This is a genomic window from Prochlorococcus sp. MIT 1306 (assembly GCF_047304515.1).
In the GTDB taxonomy this organism is placed as follows: Bacteria; Cyanobacteriota; Cyanobacteriia; order PCC-6307; family Cyanobiaceae; genus Prochlorococcus; species Prochlorococcus marinus_D.
The window spans coordinates 2,367,122-2,383,822 of sequence record NZ_CP138959.1 but is presented as its reverse complement, the minus strand read 5'-3'; the positions used below and the strand labels follow the sequence as shown (position 1 = coordinate 2,383,822).

Genomic DNA, 16,701 nt, shown 5'->3' with positions numbered 1-16,701 from the left:
TGCCTATAAAGTGAGCAAATTGTCAAAGCTTCTGCTTTCTATTAGAAACTTTGCGATCTTAAAGTCAAATTCAGAATCTATATCAATGGCTCTCTCCTCAGGGACTTGTGTTACTCCTACGCTACCATCCCATATGCTATTTGATTGCACTATATAGGAGCATTTTGCCGCATAGGCTACAGTAGTAATATCAAAGCATTTAGGAGCATCTTGCCTGCGAGTAATCGATTGACTTGAATTGATTAGTTTAACTTTGGATCCTTCATATTTAACCATATTAAACCAGGGGTTTCGCTTTGATTCTGTAATTGCAAAAACCATATCATTACAATTTTCCAACTCTTTAATACAATCTAAAACATCATCTACTATTCTACATGGAGATGTAGGCGGCAGGCTAACGAATATGTCAAATTCACCATAATTTTCATAGACATTTTTAATGGCATGCTGCCATGCCAACCACTCTGGCGCATCATCATCTGCAAGCTCCTCAGGCCTCCAGATTACTTTTGCGCCATAAGATTGGGCTATCGTGCCAATCTCACTGCAATCGGTTGAAACGAATATATCTTTGATGCAACTTATTTGCTGTGCAATTTTAATACTATGAGCGACAAGAGGATGACCTGCGATAGGAAGAATATTTTTGCGTGGGAGACCTTTAGAGCCGCCCCTTGCAAAGATAAATGCATTAACTTTCCCAGGCATTAGGAACAAGCAATCTGTTGAATCTCTGAAATTCGCCTTAGCACAGTCAAAGCCTCTGCGACTGTACACATTTTAGTACTTGGATTCCATTTGGCAAGCCAAAAATCCTCTAATTGACGCAGCAATCTCTCCTGAGCGCCTGAAAATAAATAATGTACTTCTTGATCTTGTTCAGGCCTTGTAATTACTAATTTGCCTTCAATCAGATCCCAAGTAATCTCTCCTTTTGTAAAGCGAAAATTGTAAATTCTTTTAGCCTCAAAGGTACAAAAGTCAATTCTGATTGTCATTCCAAGGGAGTGTTGTGTCTTTGCTAACACTATTGCATGATCTTCTACATTTATATCTAAAGTGTTTGAATTATTTGTTATTGATGAAATAATTTTAATCGGTCCTAATAGCCATTCGGAAATGTCGATTTCATGACTTAACTCATGTAAAACTCCTCCGCCTAAGCAACTTTTAGCCGAAACAGATTGTCTATAGTCTTTTCCTTTCCTCCAGTCAGGCAACCAAGATCCACAATAAAAATCAGAGATTATTAATTCGCCAAGTTCCTTAGACCTAATATAATCTTTAACTAAAGAAGCACCTGGGTCTTGCCTGAGCAAGTATCCGATATAAACCAATGTATGTTCCTGCAGATCCAGTAATTTCAACCATTCTTGCTCGCTTTCATTTCCAACTCCAATTGGTTTCTCAATTAAAGTGGGAAAACCCCTACTGGCCGATGCCAGGGCTTGGCTTAAATGCAAATTTGCAGGCGTGGCAATAATTACTGCATCTGGATTCCAACTAAGTGCATTCTCCATCTGGTCATATATCATTTTAATACCAGCAATACTTTGGAGATTCCTTTTGCTGCTGCACAGCACACCAATATCCACATCTTTCCATAAAGACTGAATTGCTGAATAATATTTCTTACCCATGCTGCCAAAACCACATATAAGAATTTTCTCGGGACTTTCAATAATCATTAATTGAAAAGTATAATAGTTTTAATTTAGCATAGTCTAATTCAATGCTGGAGTTAGCCTCAAATTATTGCAATGGTACTAGTCAAGTATCAAGCAGAAATCTCATTTTTTTAAATTATCATCGCTGGTCTTTATCTAAACCAGCACACCTTAAAAGACATTCCAATGTCACGTAAATGTATAGTGTACGAGTATCCATGAGTGAATTTGTTCACCAGACCATTCGCAGATGAGTTTGTTAGTATCTAAGCTGAATAGAACGTTATTATGATAAGCCATATAGATGGAAAGGCAGTACTGAGAATAATATGAACACCAAAACTTCATTCATTGTTTATGGGTGATACGCCCCTCTAGAGGACACAATTACTGGAGAGCCCTATAATTACCAACAAACTCCAAAAAGAGCTGGACATTGAAAATAAGATCATATCATCTTTTTTCCGCAAGCTATAAAATTAAATTAAAATTTTTTTCAAAATCTTTCTGGGTAGTCATTGACGCGACTATCTTCAATCTCACAAGATTTTATAATCTTATCTTATCCCATTTATTTAGCGATTGCCAGATAATATCACCCCTTCCCTATGCGATTGGCAATCAGGCAGAAGAGATTAAATTTCATGCTCTATTATGTGCAATCAACGAAAAAAAACCTGTTATTCTATTCCCGGCTCATCATTTACAAAGACTTCTACAATATAAGCAATGTAATTTATCTCTAAGCAGTGCATGCCAAAACTATTCCAAAGAAATGATAGGCAGCGTGAAGTACAACAGCATTTGGTTAATTTTCAATGTAATCTTTATAGTGCAAAGGTTTACATACTTACTGGTGGGCAAATATATAATTAAGAGAATCAATATACTCTCGGGAAACAATGTATCTGGCCTTTCATACTATTGGTCATTTCCAAGAATTGGCATAGATAATTTATGGAAAGAGTTAAGTATTCATACTATTGATGACATCAATAGTAAACGCCTTCAATTACTACAACGATTATTAAATGCTTCTATTGAGAAAATATTTCATAAATCTATTTTTTCAACATGCAGTCATCTAAACGATTTATTTTCAGGAGAAATAATTATCTTTCATGTAAGATCTAGTGTTTATCATAACGATGCAAATAGACGGAATCGTAATTCCAATGTAAATAATTTTATTAACAGCCTAGAAAGCTTATCTATGAAAACCGCCTCAAAGGTTATAATTATTGGTGATCGCAACTCATTAGATTTTACTATTAGAAATTCAATCATTAACTTGCCTAATCTTCTCAAAGATGAGTCTTTAAGACGAGTATTAGAACTTGAACTGATTCGAAAATGCTTTCTATATATCGGTACGCAATCAGGTCCGATGGACGTCGCAAATCTCCTGTCAAAACCAACAATATTATTTAACTGCATTGACTTATCAACTGCTAGTGGGCACTTGTGGTCAGAACAGCTAATGTTTACGAAGCCGCCAAAACTAAACACAACTATAGAAGCATGGATTGAGGCTTATTTTTGTGATTTAAATGGTGATTATCAAGGCGAAGATTTTGAATGTCATAGTTCAACTAATTTTATCGCAACTGCACTTTGCGAAGTTAAGGCAATGATACCTGAATTAAAAAGACTTAATCGTGATTATTACAACAATACTAGTCATTTCTCTCACCGTCAATTAAATTCAATCAAGACAATAGCGACAATGGTTCCCAATAGAACAATAGACCGCTTCATTAATGATTTAGTTAGAAACTGGGAAGACAGGGCAGCAGCATCGCCTTTTAGCAGCTTTTCCTCATACTTACGTGACGAAATTTTACGTTTATGTATAAAAAATAAGTTTTCCAATTTAAGCAAAGGCTATGCATTTATTGATAGTGAAAATATCAGCGTATCTAAAACCTCGTGATGCAAAAAAGTCGCGAAGTTAAAGTATATAAATTTAAAGTGTTAGCTCTTCTCAGAGCCTCACTGGTCATCCCCTTCAACCAGCTCGTCAGCTTCAGCCCAGACGCCCCCCGCTGTAACCGGCCTGCTGCAGGACCGCTTGACACCAGTCCAGATTGCTGAGATACCAGCGCACCGTGGCCTCCAGACCCTGCTCTAAGCCATGGCGAGGCTGCCAACCCAACTCGCTGCTGATCCTGGAGGCATTGATGGCGTAGCGGCGATCATGGCCAGGACGATCAGCCACCAGAGTAATCAAACCCGCATGGGGAGCACCCTGAGGTCTCAGTTGATCCAGCACGGTGCAGATTGTCTCCACCACTTGCTTGTTCGTACGCTCTCCATGGCCGCCAACGCAATAACTGTGACCCAGCTTGCCCTTGGTAGCAGCCAACAGAAGCGCATCCACATGATCCTCCACGAATAGCCAATCACGCACGTTGGCACCATCTCCATAGAGGGGAATCGGCTCACCGGCCAGCGCCTTGAGAATGACCACAGGGATTAACTTTTCCGGGAACTGCCAAGGGCCATAGTTATTGGAGCAGTTGGTTAAGACAACAGGCAATCCATAGGTGTGATGCCATGCGTTCACAAAATGATCACTAGCTGCCTTGCTCGCTGAATATGGGCTGCGTGGATCGTATGGAGTGGTTTCTGAAAAGCGTCCACTCTTACCAAGTGACCCGAAAACTTCATCCGTGCTGATGTGATGAAAGCGAAATTGCTCTTGGCGTTCCCTTGGCAATGCCTCCCAATGCTTCCTAACAGCCTGAAGAAGATTAAAAGTGCCGCTCACATTGCTAGCCAGAAACTCCTCAGGCCCAGCAATCGAGCGATCCACATGACTTTCAGCAGCTAAGTGGAGTACAAGATCAGGATCCGCTTGCTGTACTGCTGCGACTGTGGTCTCCGCATCAACAAGGTTGACCTGTTGCAACACGTGACGCTCAGCAACGCTGCCAACTAATTGCTGCTGAATACCGGTGAGATCACTTGCATAGCCAAGCTTGTCGAGGTTAAAGACGATGGTGCCACTATCTGCCAGCAGGCGTCGCACCACTGCACCACCAATAAATCCCGCTCCACCTGTCACCAAAACCCTCATCATGCTTCGGTTAATTGCGATATTCTTAGTCGACTGGGTGAACCTAGTCAGAAGCCAACACGGCGATCACCGCTTTTAAGGCTTCTCTCCAGTGCTGTGGTTCGAGTCCAAGAGCAGCCGAACTGCTACTGCAAGCAAGCAATGAATAACTAGGACGCTTGGCAGGAGTGGGGTACTCGGCAGTTGTAATGGGTATGACAGTCGCTGCTTGTTGAAGCAGCCCTGCATCAACACCCAACTCACCAATAGCTACAGCAAAGTCATACCAACTTGCAGCTCCTGCATCACTCCAATGAAGAATCGATGGCAGCTGCTGCTCTTCGATCCCTTCATCTTGCACTTGACTAGCCCGCTGCATCAATCGCCAACAGGCTTTGGCCAGGCCCAATGTGCTGGTCGGGCAGCCAACCTGATCAGCAACCACCGCCAATGGCTCCCTGGCCGCAGCTTTCGTCTGATGAAGCCTGAACATCGTGAGCAAAAAATTGCTGCCAACCGGTCCATAAAGCCAACTGGTACGCAGCACATGTGCCCGGTCTCCCAAAACGTTTAGTACTTGTTCTTCACCAGCTGCCTTACTGGCGCCATAAATACCCAGTGGCGAAAGAGATTGCTGAGGATGATATGGGGTACCCTGCTGGCCATCAAAGACAAAATCAGTACTCAATTGCAACATCCGTCCGCCATGAGCAGCCAGGCCCACTGCCAAGGCCTGCGGCCCGTCAGCATTCACAACATGAGCGAGCCTAGGTTCCTTTTCTGCTCGATCCACGGCGGTATAAGCACCAGCATTAAGCACCCAATCAGGGCGATGTGTGTCCACAATCGCTTTGCAAGCATCAGCATCGGCAAGATTCAACTGTGAACGATCAAAAGCAAACAACTCAACATCTGCTGGACAAGACCGAATCAACTCCTGACCCAACTGACCCGTGGAGCCGGTTAATAAAGCCCGCAAAGGCATAGAGGAGAAAGCGAGAGGCTAAAGATTAATGATCTGAGTATTGACATCAAATTCAGTAATATTGATGCCCATTAGCGTGATCGTGCCAAGAGAAGTCTGAACAAGCAGATCGTTGCCCTGCTGAGCAATGGAATAATTCAAACCAGCTTCTAAGCCAAGGCGATCAGCATCAAAAATATTGAAATCAAATACCGTGTCATTACCTGAGGTGAAGCGAAATAGATCGGCTCCAGAACCACCCCAATAAAGGTCATCACCAACTCCACCGGTGAGCTGGTCGTGTCCGCGCCCTCCCCTCAACGTATCGCTACCACTCCCTGAATACAACTGATCTGCATTCTTGCCTCCTCGAACAACATCATCGCCAGGGCCACCGCGTACAAGATCAAAACCTCTACCACCCAAGAGATCATCATTGCCACCAGCACCAAACAATGCATCGTCCCCGCCAGCCGCGATGATTACTTCGCTGTAATCTCCACCAAAAATCTGTTCTGAGTGATTAGAGAAAACCTGCGTTTCAGCGCCCCAAATCGATACCAAAGCCTCTAAATCATTAACGGTATAGGCATTCGGCCAACTCCCCGCAGAAGGAGAGCGATAGGCCATCACAGTCTCTTCTGGATAAGCACTGGTCCATGGATCTGAAATCCCATTGACCGCATCACCATCAGTGATATCAAAAGGATGCTCAAGGCCTAGTGAATGCCCTAATTCATGGATGAGGGAATACCGCAAATATTTCAAATCAGCACCAAAAGCCGGCGCATTGATAAATAGCTCCCACCAATCACGACCCGCCTCATTATTCGTCGTGGCGAGACCCAGAATGTCGCCACCAAGGTTGATCTCGCTATCATAATACAATTGAATATCGCTAACTTCTTTATCGCTTGTGAAGCGAAACTCAGCGTCCAAGCGCTGATCAAGGAATCGCACAATCTCCTGAAGAAACTGTTGATCTGCTGCACTAATTGGCAGGCTAGAAATTGTTTGGCTACCGAAACTCCCTCCTCCTACCGTCACTGCACCACCAGGAGTATGCAAATAGATATCGATGAAGCCATCACGATTGAGCTGACCCCGCGTAAAGGTCGCCAAATCTTCACCAATCAGCTCATTCGCCGCAATTGCCCTCATCGCAGTACTGCGATAGTTATAGCCACCTGTTTTGAGTTCTATTTGCCGATTAAATTCACACAAGAAACACATAATAACTTGCTAGATCATGCTCAAGCCTCTCATTCAGACTAGTCAAAACAAGGTGTTTGTATACCCTTCATCTGAAGGTTTCAGCCGTCTCTCAGCTGATGTTAAGGCGCTTGTATGCCCTTCATCTGAAGGTTTCAGCCGTCTCTCAGCTGATGTTAAGGCGCTTGTATGCCCTTCATCTGAAGGTTTGAGCTGCAGACAACTCCTCCATCAAAGGAGCAACAGCATCCTTCTGAGAAAGAGATGCTGGAATCTGATCTCCATCCACGTGCAGAACTGGCCAGGCAATGCCTAAACGTGGATCATCCCAGCGAATCGCACGCTCGCACTCCCGACTCCAGAAATCCGTGGCTTTATAAAGCACCTCAGCACTCTCTGAGAGAGTCAGAAAACCATGGGCAAAGCCAACCGGTATCCAAAGCTGCTGATGGTTCTCAGCACTCAAACGCGCGGCCACCCAATGCCCATAAGTGGAGGAATTGAAGCGCAGGTCAACTGCAACATCAAAGATCTCACCTACCACGCAACGCACCAGCTTGCCCTGGGGATGCGGCGGCAATTGATAGTGAAGTCCGCGCAGCACACCACAAAACGAACGCGAGTGATTGTCTTGGACAAACTCAGGCGCTTCCTGCCCATGACTTGCCAAAACGTCCTGCCAACGACGCTGATTCCAACTCTCAAAGAAAAATCCCCTCTCATCGCCATGCACCTGAGGAGACAGCAACAAAGGTCCCTTTAGATGGATCCCTGCCGACGTGGTCAGGACTTCAGCTTGCATTGATGGATCCAGATTGAGGATTCTCAAGGACTTGCAGGAGGTAGTCGCCATAACCGCTCTTGCATAGGGGAGCAGCCAAATCGGCCAACTGCTCAGCCGTGATCCATCCCAACCGCCAAGCCACCTCTTCAGGGCAACCAACCTTGAGACCCTGTCGATGCTCCAAGGTGCGGATATATGCACCCGCCTCATGCAACGAATCACAGGTTCCCGTATCCAACCAAGCCATGCCACGACCCATTAATTGCACGCGTAGTGATCCTTCGCTCAAATACTGACGATTGAGATCAGTAATCTCAAGTTCTCCACGCAGCGATGGTTCCACGCGCCTAGCACGCTCAACCACCGTGGAGTCATAGAAATAAAGACCGGTCACGGCATAGCGACTCCTGGGCTTTGCAGGCTTCTCCTCAATGCTCAACACCCGCCCATCAGCAGCAAACTCGACAACGCCATAACGCTCTGGATCACGCACCGGATAAGCAAACACCGTGGCACCAGCCCCAAAAGCATTACTAGCCAAAAGCTGGGGTACCAAATCATGACCGTGAAACAAGTTATCTCCGAGCACTAATGCTGCTGGTGCTTCAGCTAAAAAATCAGCACCAATCACAAACGCCTGAGCCAAACCATCAGGACTGGACTGCACCGCATAGCGAATCTCCATCCCCAAGGCACTGCCATCTCCAAACAAGCGCTGAAAAGCCGCCTGATCATTGGGAGTGGTGATGATCAATACCTCCCTAATACCCGCCAACATCAGCGTGGTAAGCGGGTAATAGACCATTGGCTTGTCGTAAACCGGCAGCAACTGCTTGCTCACAGCCTGAGTGATCGGATGCAGACGCGTGCCACTGCCCCCAGCAAGGATGATGCCTTTGCGCATCATTGAACTCTGTCGCTGAGAGGATGCTGCCATGGAGCTCGATCAATGGCAGCCATCCGCCTAATCCAACACGCCCCTGGAGCTCCTGGGCTGCGTTGGTTTGGCCTGGGACCAGGCCTACGACCAACACGCGGCTTACTGAAGTTGCAGCGCTTATTCAATAAGCACGCTTTCTGGGCTAGTGGACGCAGCATCGCCCAACTGCGCCGCCTCCTTGCTGGCAGCACTGTAGTGATAACCCTCTGGCATGACAAACGCATGATCGGCTTTGGCCGGGCTACCAGCGACGGCATCTACCGTGCCGTGCTCTGGGATGTGGTCGTCGCCGGCGACCTTCAAGGGTGTGGCCTAGGCCGCCAAGTTGTGGAAGCCCTGCTCACTGCACCCACGATCAGCAATGTTGAGCGGGTCTATCTCATGACAACCAAAAGTACAGACTTCTACAAGCAACTCGGCTTCCAAAAAACCAAGAAACAGAAATTACTGTGTTTAGAAGAGGTCTTGAACAGACCTTAAAAAAACCTTGGCAAGCGGATGAAGAGATTCGAACTCTCGACCCTCTCCTTGGCAAGGAGATGCTCTACCACTGAGCTACATCCGCAATTCATGCCTTAGGGATGTCTCCCCTTGGACAAAGACAGCATGCACCACCGAAGGGGAACTGGTCAATTCCAATCAATCAGCTGGCGGAAGTGACTGAGCGAAGCACTGCCATCAGCGAGCCCATTTCTAAAGCCTGTAGCCCATAACTCCAGCCCAAATTGCTCTTGATGCCAGCCCGTTCAAGCGCCTGCTGCATCGTGTCGGTTGTTAAAACACCAAAAATCACCGGCACACCTGTCTCCCTTGAAACTGATGCAATGCCCTTACTGGCCTCAGCAACCACCACATCAAAATGGGGCGTGTCACCACGAATAACCGCACCAAGAGTGATCACCACTTGATATTGACCACTGAGTGCGAGTGCCTGAGTCACGATCGGCAACTCAAAGGCTCCAGGTACCCATGCCACATCGAGTTGATCGCTGTTGAACGATGTGTCGACACCATGGCGAGCCAAACAATCAAGACAGCCACTTAAAAGCTTGCCAGTCACCAAGTCGTTAAACCTGGCAACAACAACAGCTATACGCAGAGCTTGTGCATCGGTATAACGCCCTTCATATGTGGCCATCATTCAGTGGCAGAAACTGCCCACATGCTCTCATCACAGCAAGTGAGTGATTGGTTCAAACCACCAAAAAGCTGATTGCTCCGTTGAGCAAAACGAGATGGAACCAAACCCCGCCAATGATTTCGATCTTTTTGATTTCAGGGTTGCGGCGATCGCCAGGATTTTTTTGGGTTGCATAAAGCACCGGAATCCCAACAACCAAAAGCAATGATGCGAACAACAGGGCGTTCACAGCGATGTCGGAAATGATCTGCATGGAGTTGAGGCGGCGGAGCCAATGCTCTGATCTTTGAAAATTCTCCCACGAGGCCGAGGCTTCTCATGAAAAGGCCGCCATGGGTGTCGCGAGGCTTCACATCCTGCCCAGCACACCAGACTTACGATGCCATCTCTTTGCTGGCAGGATTATCCAATGACTGCCAACGCTGAGTTATTGCAAGGCAGTCTGTTTGGTGATCTGGAACCGCAGGCAAACGCTGAAAGCTGCTCAGAAACGATTACACGGGCTCTGCGTAACGATCTCTCTGATCAAGAACTCGTCGACGAATCCCTAAAAAGGCCCCGCAATCGACATAAGCCAACATCCGTTCCAAGCATCCCACTTGATTCTGAAAGCCAAGAGCAACTCGAAACAGCCGATAAAGACAACGACCTGCCCGCCTGGGCACACCACAACCTCGTTGACCCTGAGCAGCTCACGCCAATGCTGCGTCACTACGTGGAACTCAAGGCCAAACATCCCGAAAGGATCTTGCTCTACAGACTCGGCGATTTTTTTGAATGCTTTTTTGAAGATGCCATTCAGCTCTCAAGGCTGCTGGAGCTGACTCTCACTGGCAAGGAAGGAGGTAAAGGGATCGGCCGTGTGCCAATGGCAGGCGTCCCCCACCACGCTGCAGAGCGCTATTGCGCCGAATTGATCCGCCATGGACTAAGCGTTGCCATTTGTGACCAACTGGAAACAACTCCAAGCAAAGGCGCACTGCTCAAACGCGACATCACCAGGGTGCTCACCCCAGGCACGGTGCTTGCCGAAGGCATGCTGACAGCTCGCCGCAACAATTGGCTGGCAGCAGTTGTAGTTGAGCCAGCACAAGGCAACCAACCGTTTTGCTGGGGTCTAGCCAACGCCGATGTCAGCACAGGCGAATTCCTTGTCACGCAACAGGAGGGGAGCGATGAGCTGCACCAACACCTTGCTCAACTCGAGGCTTCGGAACTGATCATCGCTCAAAAGATCGGAGAAAGCAGCAGGCCTGCGTGGTGTCCGGAGCAGCTCTTCCTGACAACGATGGCTACTACACCCTTCAGTCAGCCAGAGGCCGAGCGCACGCTGCTCAATCATTACCGGCTCAGCACCCTTGACGGTCTAGGGCTGCAAGAGGTGCCTTTGGCACTAAGGGCCGCCGGCGGACTGCTGACTTATCTAAGGGACACCCAACCCCTTGCTGAAAACGTCGATGAAGGCATCGCCCCGATGCCCCTGGAACATCCGCTCACAGTGTTCGCAGGCGATGCCTTAGTACTCGACGCTCAAACCCGACGCAACCTAGAACTCACTAGCACCCAACGGGATGGCCAGTTTCAAGGGTCACTGCTGTGGGCCGTAGACCGTACCCTCACTGCCATGGGAGCCCGCTGCCTGCGCCGCTGGATCGAGGCCCCCCTCCTAGACAGCAAAGCCATCCGCGCCCGGCAAGCGGTGGTGAACCATCTCGTGGAGACACGCTCGTTGCGGCATTCACTGCGACGCTTGCTACGACCGATGGGAGATCTCGAACGGCTGGCCGGCAGGGCAGGCGCCGGTCATGCTGGTGCCCGCGAACTCGTGGCTATCGCCGATGGCATTGAACGATTACCACGGCTAGCAGAGCAACTACACAATGCATTGAGCTCTGCCCCACACTGGCTAGACAACTTGCTGACTCTGGATAAGAGCCTGCCAAAGCTGGCGGCGAGTATCCGCGAGCAATTGATCAATAACCCACCGCTCAGCCTCAGCGAGGGAGGCCTCATGCACGACAACGTCGATCCGCTGCTGGATGGCCTGCGCAATAAAATGGATGACCAAGACACCTGGCTTGCAGGTCAGGAAATCCAAGAACGGAAACTCAGTGGCAACCCTAATCTGCGCCTGCAATATCACCGAACCTTCGGCTACTTCCTAGCCGTAAGCAAAGCCAAGGCTTCCATGGTGCCGGACCACTGGATCCGCCGGCAGACCCTGGCCAACGAGGAACGCTTCATCACTCCAGATCTCAAAACCCGGGAAGGACAGATCTTCCAGCTCAGAGCAAGGGCCTGCCAACGGGAATACGAACTATTCTGCCAGTTGCGCGAGCAAGTGGGAAAACAGGCAACTTCAATCCGTAAAGCAGCCCGGGCAGTGGCAGGACTCGATGCGCTAGTGGGCCTAGCAGAAGTAGCCGCCACTGGAGACTATTGCTGCCCAGAAATCGATAACAGCAGAAAACTACAGCTCAAAACCTGCAGACACCCAGTGGTGGAACAACTACTGGTAGAGAGATCCTTCATCCCTAACGATGTAGAACTTGGCAAGGACATCGACCTCGTCGTACTCACAGGCCCAAACGCCAGTGGCAAAAGCTGCTACCTGCGTCAAATCGGCCTCATACAGTTGCTAGCCCAGGTGGGTAGTTGGGTGCCTGCAAAGCAGGCCCGTGTTGGCATCGCAGACCGCATCTTCACCCGTGTCGGCGCCGTCGATGACCTAGCGGCAGGACAATCCACCTTCATGGTGGAAATGGCAGAAACGGCCAACATTCTCCATCACGCCAGCGATCGTTCCTTGGTGCTTCTCGATGAGATTGGACGTGGCACCGCCACCTTTGATGGCCTTTCGATTGCCTGGGCGGTGAGCGAACACCTGGCAAGAGATCTAAGAAGCCGCACTGTGTTCGCGACCCACTATCACGAACTCAATGGGCTGAGCCAAGAGCTGACCAATGTCGCCAATTCTCAAGTTTTGGTGGAGGAAACAGGCGACGACCTGGTGTTCCTGCATCAGGTGGCCGCAGGCGGTGCAAATCGCAGTTACGGCATTGAAGCCGCCCGTCTAGCTGGTGTGCCTGACGACGTGGTGCAACGAGCAAGGCAGGTGTTAGCTCAGCTTCAAGACGATGGCTCATCTCTGCCAGCCCTGCCAAGCGCGAAAACAATCAAAAGACAATGCTGAGAACCTTTCGCCTCACACCGACCCACTAGCCTCAATTGGCACCCAAGAACATCGTGGACGACCTCCAAGAGAACGTTCGGGAGAGCCTCAACAAGCTCCCTGAAGACATTGTGATTCTGCTTCGCAGTCAAAACCTGTTGAGGTCACTCGTGCAGAGGATGGTCATTGATCAAGCCTGCGCAGCTGTTCAGTTACCCGCAGAAAAACTGGATCAGGCGATTGCGAGTTTCTGCGAGCAACATGGACTAAGTGATGAGGAACGTCTCGAGCGATATCTCTCTCATCAAGGTCTGATCAAGCCAGACCTCATTCATCAACTCGGGATCCCTTTAAAAGTTCAATATTTAAGTCTGAAAGAATTCAGCGCCAAAGCCGAAGCGCACTTCCTCAAGCGCAAGGAAGAACTCGATCAATTCACCTACAGCTTGCTCCGAGTTGAGGATTCTGATCTGGCCCATGAGCTTTACCTTCAGATCGAAGCCGGAGAAGCCGATTTCACGGTGCTGGCAACCGAACATTCCCAGGGCCGAGAAAGAGCGTCCCACGGCCTCGTAGGGCCTGCAAGCCTCGGCAGAGCCCATCCCCTCCTTCGCCAGCGCTTACGCACAGCAACCCCAGGGGTCTTACTGGAGCCTTTCAAAATCGAGCAATGGTGGGTCATCACGCGGCTTGAAGAGCGGCAACTCGCCACATTTGACTCCAACATGCAAAAACGCATGGCGATCGAATTATTCGATGGCTGGATTGAGCAACAAACCAATCAACTGATCTCAGTTGTTCGCGGCGATCAATTTGAGAATGGTGCCCTCACATGACACTGGCGAATCTGAATCACCCCCTTGCTCCACTGCAAAACGCTTTACAGACCAAAGGTGAGCGGCTGAAGTTTCAAATCGGTCAATCCCTATGCGAAGAAAATTATCTCCCTGGTCATGTGTTGCTGATCGAAAGCGGCACCGCCCGTCTGCTTGGTAACAGTGATGGTCGCTTGACCACCCGCATCAAACTTGAATCCGGCTCCTTAATCGGAGCAGTCTCTCTACTAAGAGGTGAATCTTGCGAAGCCGTGCGAGCTGCTACAGAGCTTGTGGCTTGGAGCATCACAGACGCAACCTTCCAACAGCTCTACAACTCTGAAAAAGACATTCGAGACTGTTGTGAGGCTTACCTCTGGGACGCTGAAGTCGCTGCACTTCTCCAAGGGATCCGTGCAAGCACACCCAAGAGCCACCATTCCCTGGAGGCATGGCTGAAGATACTCGGCCCTCTGGCCACATTGATGCGCGCGAATAACGATGAAGCAGAAGCAGCCCTAAACAATGGCAAACGTCTATTCCTCGCCTCGTCGATACCCAGCTGCCAGATCAACACTGAGCTGGACTCAATCGCAGCAATTCGTGAGTTAAGCAAACCCCAATCTGGTTTCTGCCTAAGGCTGATTGCCCTACCAGCCGACTCGCTAGCCACTCTGCTCAGACCAGCAGTCGATAGCAAGAGCAATGCAGCTCTGCAGAACGACGAAGAGACCCCTGAGACAACACTGTCACTCGCACCATCAAGACCACCCGTCAGCAGCCTCAATAGCCCCTCAAGCTCCGAAGACTTCTTCATTGGCGGTCAAGGCCCTCTCCAAGAAACCCTGGCCTGCTTCCAGATGCTGGCCAAGCTGATGAAGCTGCCATTCAGACGCGACTCGATCGAGAAAATTCTGCGTGACAGTCTGCGCCGCGGCCAAACTCCCACCCTGCGAATGTGCGGCCAGATCGCAGCCGGACTTGGCTTACACGTTGCCGGAGCCAAGGTACCAGCCTTGATGGGCACTCGCTTACAGACCCCCACCTTGGTGCCATGGAATCAAAGCTTTGCTCTCGTAACACGCAGCGATCAACTAGGCCTCACCCTGGCCTCACCAAGCGAGGGTTTTATCAAGCTAGATCCGAGTCAGCTGGAGGAAGCCTTTCCTGAAGGCATCGAACTGCTGCTCCTAGACCGTTCCAACACCACTCCTGAGCAGGCCTTTGGTCCAAGTTGGTTCTGGCCAGCACTGCAGCGCTATCGGGGTGTCTTAATCCAAGTTTTGATCGCCGGTTTCGTGGTCCAGCTCTTCACGCTGGCCAACCCGCTGTTGATCCAAGTCATCATCGATAAGGTCATCAATCAACGCAGCCTCGACACACTGCAGATCCTTGGCTTTGCCCTTGTCATCGTGACTGTGCTTGAAGGTGTGTTGGGCAGTCTCAAAACCTTTCTCTTCGCTGAAACCACCAACCGCATCGACCAACGCCTAGGCGCTGAAGTGATCGACCACCTACTTCGACTACCACTGGGCTATTTCGACAAGCGCCCAGTTGGCGAATTGGGCTCAAGGGTGAGCGAACTGGAGAAGATCCGCAACTTCCTCACCGGCCAAGCATTGACCACCCTGCTTGATGCTGCCTTCTCTGTGATCTATGTGGTGGTCATGGTGATCTACAGCTGGCTGCTGACCCTGATTGCCTTGGCTGTATTACCGATTCAGGTCGGACTCACACTGTTGGGAGCACCTCTTTTCCGGCGTCAATTCCGACAAACTGCCGAGGAAAATGCCAAGACTCAAAGCCACCTGGTTGAGGTGCTAACAGGCATCCAAACAGTGAAGGCTCAGAACGTAGAAATGATCAGCCGTTGGAAGTGGCAAGAACGTTACGGCCGCTACATCAGCCGAAGCTTCGAAAAAACAATTAGTGGCACGGCCCTAAGCCAAACCAGTCAGGTGCTACAAAAAATCTCCCAATTACTTGTGCTTTGGGTAGGCGCAAGCATGGTTTTGGCTGGAGACCTAACCCTTGGACAACTGATCGCCTTTCGCATCATTTCCGGCTATGTCACCCAACCGCTGCTAAGGCTCTCAACGATCTGGCAGAGCATCCAAGAACTGAGGGTGAGTTTTGAACGTCTTGCGGATGTGATCGACACCCCACAAGAATCAAATGACCTCGATAAAGGCAAAGTTCCACTGCCACCGCTTGAAGGAGATGTGAGCTTTGAAGATCTCAGCTTCAGCTTCAGCAAATCAACAGCACCAGTACTCAAAGACATCAGCCTCAACATCGAGGCTGGCACCTTTGTGGGCATCGTGGGTCAGAGCGGAAGCGGCAAGAGCACATTGGTCAAGCTGCTGCCTCGTCTCTATTCACCAGATCAAGGTCGCATCCTCATCGACGGCTATGACATCGACAAAGTGGAGCTCTACTCCTTACGACGCCAGATCGGGATCGTGCCGCAAGATCCTCTGCTGTTCTCAGGCTCGATCAGCGAAAACATAGCCCTCACCCAGCCTGATGCCGATAACGACGAAATCATCATGGCTGCAAAGTTGGCAGTCGCCCACGATTTCATCATGACGCTACCGAGCGGCTACAGCACGCCGGTGGGTGAACGAGGCTCCTCCTTAAGCGGAGGTCAACGTCAACGGATCGCTATCGCTCGCACGCTCTTAAGCAATCCCAAACTGCTGGTGATGGACGAAGCCACCAGCGCCCTCGATTACGAAACCGAACGCAAAGTTTGCGACAACCTCGTCAACGCCATGCATGACTGCACGGTTTTTTTCATCACCCACAGGCTCTCCACTGTTCGTCGAGCCGACGTGATTGTGGTGATGCATCAAGGGGCAATCGTGGAAATGGGCACTCACGAAGTCTTGATGGAAAAACGAGGTCGGTACTACGCCCTCTATCGCCAGCAGGAGTCGAGCTGA

General features: G+C 49.4%; 14 protein-coding genes and 1 tRNA gene. 5 read left to right on the top strand and 10 right to left on the bottom strand.

Translation table 11 applies throughout. From position 1 onward, the window contains the following. Positions 1 to 3: 3 nt before the first annotated feature. Positions 4 to 711 (bottom strand): cytidylyltransferase domain-containing protein, encoded by a 708-nt coding sequence (locus SIB74_RS11870; protein ID WP_063396484.1) that lies wholly within the window; start codon positions 709 to 711, stop codon positions 4 to 6. Then, the gene (locus SIB74_RS11865) at positions 711 to 1,691 is read right to left on the bottom strand and encodes a Gfo/Idh/MocA family protein (protein ID WP_063396485.1); all 981 of its coding nucleotides are present in this window, start codon (positions 1,689 to 1,691) and stop codon (positions 711 to 713) included. The genes SIB74_RS11870 and SIB74_RS11865 overlap by 1 nt, the downstream gene beginning before the upstream one ends. A gap of 415 nt (positions 1,692 to 2,106) precedes the next feature. Here SIB74_RS11865 and SIB74_RS11860 point away from each other — a divergent pair, with 415 nt between their 5' ends. After that, on the top strand, positions 2,107 to 3,603 hold the full coding sequence (locus tag SIB74_RS11860) for a TIGR04372 family glycosyltransferase (RefSeq protein ID WP_063396486.1): 1,497 nt from the start codon (positions 2,107 to 2,109) through the stop codon (positions 3,601 to 3,603). 93 nt (positions 3,604 to 3,696) lie between these two features. Here SIB74_RS11860 and rfbB read toward each other — a convergent pair whose 3' ends face one another. The 5 genes from rfbB to rfbA form a co-directional block, all read right to left on the bottom strand. After that, positions 3,697 to 4,752 carry a dTDP-glucose 4,6-dehydratase gene (gene rfbB / locus SIB74_RS11855; RefSeq protein WP_063396487.1) on the bottom strand — a complete coding sequence of 352 codons (1,056 nt, stop codon included), beginning with the start codon at positions 4,750 to 4,752 and terminating at the stop codon, positions 3,697 to 3,699. Positions 4,753 to 4,792: 40 nt separating this feature from the next. After that, positions 4,793 to 5,713 carry a dTDP-4-dehydrorhamnose reductase gene (rfbD, locus tag SIB74_RS11850; RefSeq protein WP_063396488.1) on the bottom strand — a complete coding sequence of 307 codons (921 nt, stop codon included), beginning with the start codon at positions 5,711 to 5,713 and terminating at the stop codon, positions 4,793 to 4,795. 18 nt (positions 5,714 to 5,731) lie between these two features. Next, positions 5,732 to 6,925, bottom strand: a complete 1,194-nt coding sequence (locus tag SIB74_RS11845) for a hypothetical protein (protein WP_156486153.1) — start codon at positions 6,923 to 6,925, stop codon at positions 5,732 to 5,734. A 175-nt stretch (positions 6,926 to 7,100) separates the two neighbouring features. Next, positions 7,101 to 7,706: a dTDP-4-dehydrorhamnose 3,5-epimerase gene (gene rfbC / locus SIB74_RS11840; protein WP_063396490.1), complete on the bottom strand. Its 606-nt coding sequence runs from the start codon at positions 7,704 to 7,706 to the stop codon at positions 7,101 to 7,103. Beyond that, positions 7,696 to 8,625: a glucose-1-phosphate thymidylyltransferase RfbA gene (gene rfbA, locus SIB74_RS11835; RefSeq protein WP_231906118.1), complete on the bottom strand. Its 930-nt coding sequence runs from the start codon at positions 8,623 to 8,625 to the stop codon at positions 7,696 to 7,698. The genes rfbC and rfbA overlap by 11 nt, the downstream gene beginning before the upstream one ends. 12 nt (positions 8,626 to 8,637) lie before the next feature. Here rfbA and SIB74_RS11830 point away from each other — a divergent pair, with 12 nt between their 5' ends. Continuing rightward, complete coding sequence (locus SIB74_RS11830; protein WP_063396492.1) at positions 8,638 to 9,108, top strand: GNAT family N-acetyltransferase; 471 nt, start codon at positions 8,638 to 8,640, stop codon at positions 9,106 to 9,108. A gap of 13 nt (positions 9,109 to 9,121) precedes the next feature. On the opposite strand, the gene SIB74_RS11825 is transcribed toward SIB74_RS11830, so the two are convergent. The 3 genes from SIB74_RS11825 to psbZ form a co-directional block, all read right to left on the bottom strand. Further along, positions 9,122 to 9,193 (bottom strand) — tRNA-Gly (locus SIB74_RS11825). 78 nt (positions 9,194 to 9,271) lie between these two features. Continuing rightward, entirely contained in the window at positions 9,272 to 9,766 is a 495-nt protein-coding gene (gene ribH / locus SIB74_RS11820) for a 6,7-dimethyl-8-ribityllumazine synthase (RefSeq protein ID WP_063396936.1), read from the bottom strand. 55 nt (positions 9,767 to 9,821) lie between these two features. After that, on the bottom strand, positions 9,822 to 10,022 hold the full coding sequence (gene psbZ, locus SIB74_RS11815) for a photosystem II reaction center protein PsbZ (RefSeq protein ID WP_011129459.1): 201 nt from the start codon (positions 10,020 to 10,022) through the stop codon (positions 9,822 to 9,824). A gap of 156 nt (positions 10,023 to 10,178) precedes the next feature. Here psbZ and mutS point away from each other — a divergent pair, with 156 nt between their 5' ends. Genes mutS through SIB74_RS11800 form a run of 3 tightly spaced genes read left to right on the top strand, consistent with a single transcriptional unit; the run spans position 10,179 to position 16,701 of the window. Then, a complete protein-coding gene (gene mutS, locus SIB74_RS11810) occupies positions 10,179 to 12,962 on the top strand; it encodes a DNA mismatch repair protein MutS (protein ID WP_063396937.1) in 2,784 nt (927 codons plus the stop codon). 53 nt (positions 12,963 to 13,015) lie between these two features. After that, positions 13,016 to 13,777, top strand: a complete 762-nt coding sequence (locus tag SIB74_RS11805) for a peptidylprolyl isomerase (RefSeq protein ID WP_063396938.1) — start codon at positions 13,016 to 13,018, stop codon at positions 13,775 to 13,777. Next, complete coding sequence (locus SIB74_RS11800) at positions 13,774 to 16,701, top strand: peptidase domain-containing ABC transporter (RefSeq protein ID WP_063396493.1); 2,928 nt, start codon at positions 13,774 to 13,776, stop codon at positions 16,699 to 16,701. Before SIB74_RS11805 ends, SIB74_RS11800 begins: the two co-directional genes overlap by 4 nt.